This window comes from Gilliamella sp. App4-10 (genome assembly GCF_001690495.1).
GTDB classification, from domain to species: domain Bacteria; phylum Pseudomonadota; class Gammaproteobacteria; order Enterobacterales; family Orbaceae; genus Gilliamella; species Gilliamella apicola_G.
This window is the reverse complement of the sequence record NZ_LZGS01000003.1, coordinates 1-5,396: the sequence shown is the minus strand read 5'-3', so window position 1 is coordinate 5,396 and position 5,396 is coordinate 1. Positions and strand designations below refer to the sequence as shown.

General features: G+C 38.2%; 7 protein-coding genes. All 7 read right to left on the bottom strand.

The window, feature by feature from the left end; all coding sequences use genetic code 11:
* Positions 1-521: VENN motif pre-toxin domain-containing protein (locus A9G23_RS01190; RefSeq protein WP_141674883.1), on the bottom strand; the 521-nt coding region annotated here is incomplete at its 3' end.
* Between the two features lie 183 nt (positions 522-704).
* Positions 705-1,058, bottom strand: coding sequence for a hypothetical protein (locus tag A9G23_RS01185; RefSeq protein WP_065585887.1), 354 nt, complete (start codon positions 1,056-1,058; stop codon positions 705-707).
* 12 nt (positions 1,059-1,070) lie between these two features.
* Positions 1,071-2,258: a VENN motif pre-toxin domain-containing protein gene (locus A9G23_RS01180; protein WP_065585890.1), complete on the bottom strand. Its 1,188-nt coding sequence runs from the start codon at positions 2,256-2,258 to the stop codon at positions 1,071-1,073.
* 429 nt (positions 2,259-2,687) lie between these two features.
* Positions 2,688-2,927 carry a hypothetical protein gene (locus A9G23_RS01175; RefSeq protein ID WP_065585889.1) on the bottom strand — a complete coding sequence of 80 codons (240 nt, stop codon included), beginning with the start codon at positions 2,925-2,927 and terminating at the stop codon, positions 2,688-2,690.
* Between the two features lie 21 nt (positions 2,928-2,948).
* The gene (locus A9G23_RS01170; protein WP_065585888.1) at positions 2,949-4,010 is read right to left on the bottom strand and encodes a VENN motif pre-toxin domain-containing protein; all 1,062 of its coding nucleotides are present in this window, start codon (positions 4,008-4,010) and stop codon (positions 2,949-2,951) included.
* Between the two features lie 183 nt (positions 4,011-4,193).
* Complete coding sequence (locus tag A9G23_RS01165; RefSeq protein ID WP_065585887.1) at positions 4,194-4,547, bottom strand: hypothetical protein; 354 nt, start codon at positions 4,545-4,547, stop codon at positions 4,194-4,196.
* 12 nt (positions 4,548-4,559) lie between these two features.
* Positions 4,560-5,396: VENN motif pre-toxin domain-containing protein (locus tag A9G23_RS11115; protein ID WP_081296888.1), on the bottom strand; the 837-nt coding region annotated here is incomplete at its 5' end.

Genomic DNA, 5,396 nt, shown 5'->3' with positions numbered 1-5,396 from the left:
TTATCTTTCTTACTACCTTTCTCTTTTAGGTAATCATTATAATAACGTTCATAAGTTTTTAGTACTGCATCTTCAAGGAATTGATCTCCCATTGGATCGACTAACGCAAGTTCAATTAGTCTTCGTTGTTCCAAATTTAAACTTTCTAAAAACGCTTTTGATTCCGCTGCGGTAAGACCTTCAGCCATTAAAACATCTACCACATTAATACTGACTGATGCACCAATTTCACTTGGGCGTACTAGATACCACGCAGCTCTAGCTAAATTATTATTCTCAACCGCATTCTTCCCTGCAGCAACGCCAGTATTGATATCTTGGATATCACCACCGGCCGCGGCGGTAGCTAGGCCAGTCGCGAGTTGGGTTAGGGCGCTGATTTGTTGTCTTTCTTCTTGGTTTAGGTCTTTGATGTCTTTATCGGGGTAAAGGATACCCGCAATAGCATCCGCACTGCGTTCACTTGCGGCAGCACCTAAGCCGCCCACTAGGGCAGAGTTGCCTTGTAGCTCGGCTACCACCGCGCCGAGTATGGCATGACTGACCGTGTTGGCGACTAAGTGGTGCTAAGCCAAAATTAGCAATTAAAAAATTAATTACAGGATTTAGTGACAGTATTAACTGCCACTTTTTAATAACGAATACTCTAACATAAGCTAGGATTATCGGGTTGGGGGTTTGGGTTTGGGTTGGGGTTTGAGCTACTATATTTCAGGATAGATACCTAATTCAATAACTTTAATTTCCCTACATACTACTCGAATATTATAATCTCCCCAAACATTGATAACATTAAAAAAATCATTTTCTGAATAATTATCACATAACCCAAAATGATTCAATTCATTTGAATTGAGTGTGCGATAATTATGGTTAATTTCATATACATTTCCATTATCACCTATGTCTTCATCTTGATTGGACACTGACATAAAAATAATAATAATACACTCAATTTGTATAATTTTATCTAAAGCAATAGCTTTAATTTTTACTTGATTATTAGCTATATTTAGTTCATCTATCCAACTAATTGATAATTTAGTTAAATCTAACATAGATTATACTCCTTATTTAATATTGAGCGTCTCAGTTGGATGTTGATTATGAAGTACATCCCTTGGGATCTCCCTACCATTTGCATCCAACCGTTGCCCTTTATTGATTCTAGCGCCATTTGGTCCATATTTTGGAGCTGGTGTCCTGACTGTTCGACCGCTGTTCCAATTAATTGTAATCTCAGATCCATCTTTAGCAACAAACCTTTGATAACCTGCAGGACTAATTGATTTTTCTTCAAATCCATACTTTTCTAAAATTTTTCTTGCTTGTTCTGGTGATTTACCATCCAAATTAGGTAGTTCAGACGAAGCTCCATTACCTCCAACACCTTTTTTATCGCTATTACGAGATGATTCTTTTGGAGATTTATCATCGTCATCATTAGGCGGTAATCCAGAAGCCCCACCTGCTGAACTACTTCCAGTTCCTGTTAACGGATTATCATTATCTTTCTTACTACCTTTCTCTTTTAGGTAATCATTATAATAACGTTCATAAGTTTTTAGTACTGCATCTTCAAGGAATTGATCTCCCATTGGATCGACTAACGCAAGTTCAATTAGTCTTCGTTGTTCCAAATTTAAACTTTCTAAAAACGCTTTTGATTCCGCTGCGGTAAGACCTTCAGCCATTAAAACATCTACCACATTAATACTGACTGATGCACCAATTTCACTTGGGCGTACTAGATACCACGCAGCTCTAGCTAAATTATTATTCTCAACCGCATTCTTCCCTGCAGCAACGCCAGTATTGATATCTTGGATATCACCACCGGCCGCGGCGGTAGCTAGGCCAGTCGCGAGTTGAGTTAGGGCGCTGATTTGTTGTCTTTCTTCTTGGCTTAGGTCTTTGATGTCTTTATCGGGGTAAAGGATACCTGCAATAACTTCCGCACTGCGTTCACTTGCGGCAGCGCCTAAGCCACCCACTAGGGCGGAGTTGCCTTGTAGCTGCGCAACCACCCCACCCAAGATGGCATGACTGACCGTGTTGGCAATGTGGTCTGTTTCCCATTTGCCGGTTTCAGGGTTGTAATGCTCGGTTTGTTTTTTTATGGCACTGGCAATTTTTGGTGCCAGTGCCCCTGCAACCGCCCCTGTCATGTCGCCACTGATGATGCCGTTGATAAGATTGACCGCCATGTCAATGCCTTGACGGGTTTCACTGCCCATCGCCGACATGCCTTGATTCATCGCTTCTTTGTAAGCATCTTCGTAGACTTTTTGTTACTGCTCGTCGTTTAAGAAGGTACCTTTGTCAGTTGCTTTTAATTTGGTGTTGTTGCCAACCTTGATGTCAAAGCCCTTGGCTAACGCTAAAAAAACAAAAAATTTAATTAAATCAACGATCTTTCTGAATTATTTTTTGTAAGTAAAAATAGTGAATTAATGCATTTTCTATGTTTTGAATAGAGGGAGATATGGCATAATAAGCAATACAACAGGTAGCCATTATTTAATACAATGGTACATAAAAATAATAATGGCTAAAGTGCATACTAAGCAAAAATTGGCAATTAAAAAATTAATTATAGAATTGAGTGGCAGAATTAACTGTCACTTTTAATAACGAATACATTAATATAGGCTAGGATTGTCGGGTTATGTTTGAGCTACTACAATTTATGCAGTAACAAGATCCTGTTTTGCTTCATTTAAAATATTAACAAATTCATCAAGTGGGAATTTTGGTTTTACCTGCTCTGCTAGTATTCTGGAATCAAAGAAAAACTCTATTTCTATATTAGAAATGCCTTTGTCTTTATTTAATTGGCAAAGCATTTGTCCTTTGTAAGATATTTCAATAGTTATTTCTTCATACTTATTATCACTAAAAAAATCAATTTCAAAATCAGTATTCATAATTAGTCATTCCCTTATTAGTTATTTCTTTTTTGGATCTAAAAAACCAGAAAAAGAACCATCAGCATTATAGCGGATTCCTTGCCCGTTAGGTAACCTATATTCAACGCCACCACGAGATAATTCTGTTCTAATCGTATTAGGATTCTCTAATACCTCCTTAACAAATTTACTAGCTGCCGCATTCTTTTGAGTAACATAACCTTTCAATGCTTCAAATGTTCCGCCTTGTCTACCCGCATGTTTCTCCCAAGCTCTAGCCGCCTCAGATAATCCTTGAGCATTTACTGGCTTATTGGCAGAGTTAACTAATTTATTGATGTTTAAATTATTACCAACTTGTCCTGTCGCACTCGCCCCCTTTCCAGCTTTAGTTTTAGGTGGAACAATATCATCAATTTTATTAACAACCTTTCCGGCGTTTCCTGCTAATTTTGATGGTACTAATATACTGGTTAGAATTGAAGCCACTTCTTCTAGTGATCGTTGCTCTCCCTTTTGCGCTTTAGCAAAAACATCACGAACATGATCCCACGTATCACCATTGATTAATGAAGTCATTGCGTCTGATGCAGTTTTATTAGCTTTCCCTAAATCATCGAGTGCAGTATCGCAATAAGATGCCCCCATGGTACAACTTCCTAATGCAAGTATAGCATCTAATGCTGTATCTGCAGCGCCAGCACCAAAATCAACCGTATCACCATATGACATCATTATCCCATTAAGAATTTGAGATGCTGTATTTTCACCAATTTTTTCTCTAATTTCTGTTTTCCAGTATTCAACACTGTTTTTATGTTTTTCACGAAACCTATCACCAAGTAACGAATTATTCTCAACCGCATTTTTCCCCGCAGCAACCCCGGTATTGATATCTTGAATATCACCACCGGCAGCGGCTATTGCAAGGCCTGTCGCGAGCGGTGATAGTGCACTGATTTGTTGTCTTTCTTCCTGGCTTAGGTCTTTGATGTCTTTATCAGGGTAAAGGATACCTGCAATAGCATCCGCACTGCGTTCACTTGCGGCAGCACCTAAGCCGCCCACTAGGGCAGAGTTGCCTTGTAGCTCGGCTACCACCGCGCCGAGTATGGCATGACTGACCGTGTTGGCGACTAAGTGGTGCTAAGCCAAAATTAGCAATTAAAAAATTAATTACAGGATTTAGTGACAGTATTAACTGCCACTTTTTAATAACGAATACTCTAACATAAGCTAGGATTATCGGGTTGGGGGTTTGGGTTTGGGTTGGGGTTTGAGCTACTATATTTCAGGATAGATACCTAATTCAATAACTTTAATTTCCCTACATACTACTCGAATATTATAATCTCCCCAAACATTGATAACATTAAAAAAATCATTTTCTGAATAATTATCACATAACCCAAAATGATTCAATTCATTTGAATTGAGTGTGCGATAATTATGGTTAATTTCATATACATTTCCATTATCACCTATGTCTTCATCTTGATTGGACACTGACATAAAAATAATAATAATACACTCAATTTGTATAATTTTATCTAAAGCAATAGCTTTAATTTTTACTTGATTATTAGCTATATTTAGTTCATCTATCCAACTAATTGATAATTTAGTTAAATCTAACATAGATTATACTCCTTATTTAATATTGAGCGTCTCAGTTGGATGTTGATTATGAAGTACATCCCTTGGGATCTCCCTACCATTTGCATCCAACCGTTGCCCTTTATTGATTCTAGCGCCATTTGGTCCATATTTTGGAGCTGGTGTCCTGACTGTTCGACCGCTGTTCCAATTAATTGTAATCTCAGATCCATCTTTAGCAACAAACCTTTGATAACCTGCAGGACTAATTGATTTTTCTTCAAATCCATACTTTTCTAAAATTTTTCTTGCTTGTTCTGGTGATTTACCATCCAAATTAGGTAGTTCAGACGAAGCTCCATTACCTCCAACACCTTTTTTATCGCTATTACGAGATGATTCTTTTGGAGATTTATCATCGTCATCATTAGGCGGTAATCCAGAAGCCCCACCTGCTGAACTACTTCCAGTTCCTGTTAACGGATTATCATTATCTTTCTTACTACCTTTCTCTTTTAGGTAATCATTATAATAACGTTCATAAGTTTTTAGTACTGCATCTTCAAGGAATTGATCTCCCATTGGATCGACTAACGCAAGTTCAATTAGTCTTCGTTGTTCCAAATTTAAACTTTCTAAAAACGCTTTTGATTCCGCTGCGGTAAGACCTTCAGCCATTAAAACATCTACCACATTAATACTGACTGATGCACCAATTTCACTTGGGCGTACTAGATACCACGCAGCTCTAGCTAAATTATTATTCTCAACCGCATTCTTCCCTGCAGCAACGCCAGTATTGATATCTTGGATATCACCACCGGCCGCGGCGGTAGCTAGGCCAGTCGCGAGTTGGGTTAGGGCGCTGATTTGTTGTCTTTCTTCTTGGTT